1 protein-coding gene is annotated in these 304 nt (G+C 60.2%); it reads left to right on the forward strand.

Annotation, left to right across the window (positions count from 1 at the left end; translation table 11 throughout):
• Window positions 1-304, forward strand: a 304-nt coding sequence (locus FDX19_RS25020) for an RHS repeat protein (protein ID WP_137384825.1), incomplete at both ends; no start/stop codon positions are given.

A 304-nucleotide genomic window follows, 5' to 3' on the forward strand; every position in this document is an offset into this window, starting at 1 on the left:
AGACCGGCTGGCATACAGAACGGTGAATGATGAAGAGGCTGAACGCTGGCAGTACAACGAGCGCGGCTGGCTGACCGAAACCAGTCACCTCAGCGACGGTCACCGCGTCGCCGTGCAGTATGAGTACGATAAACAGGGACGGATGAGTCTGGAGCGCCAGACGGTGCAGCATCCCGAAACGGGAGAACTGCTGTGGCAGCACGTCACGAAGCACGATTACCCGAAGGGACTGGCAACCCGGACAACATCCGATAGCCTGCCGCCGGTGGAATGGCTCACTTACGGCTCCGGTTATATCGCCGGG

Origin of the sequence: Citrobacter sp. wls619 (assembly GCF_005281345.1) — a bacterium.
Taxonomy (GTDB): Bacteria; Pseudomonadota; Gammaproteobacteria; order Enterobacterales; family Enterobacteriaceae; genus Citrobacter.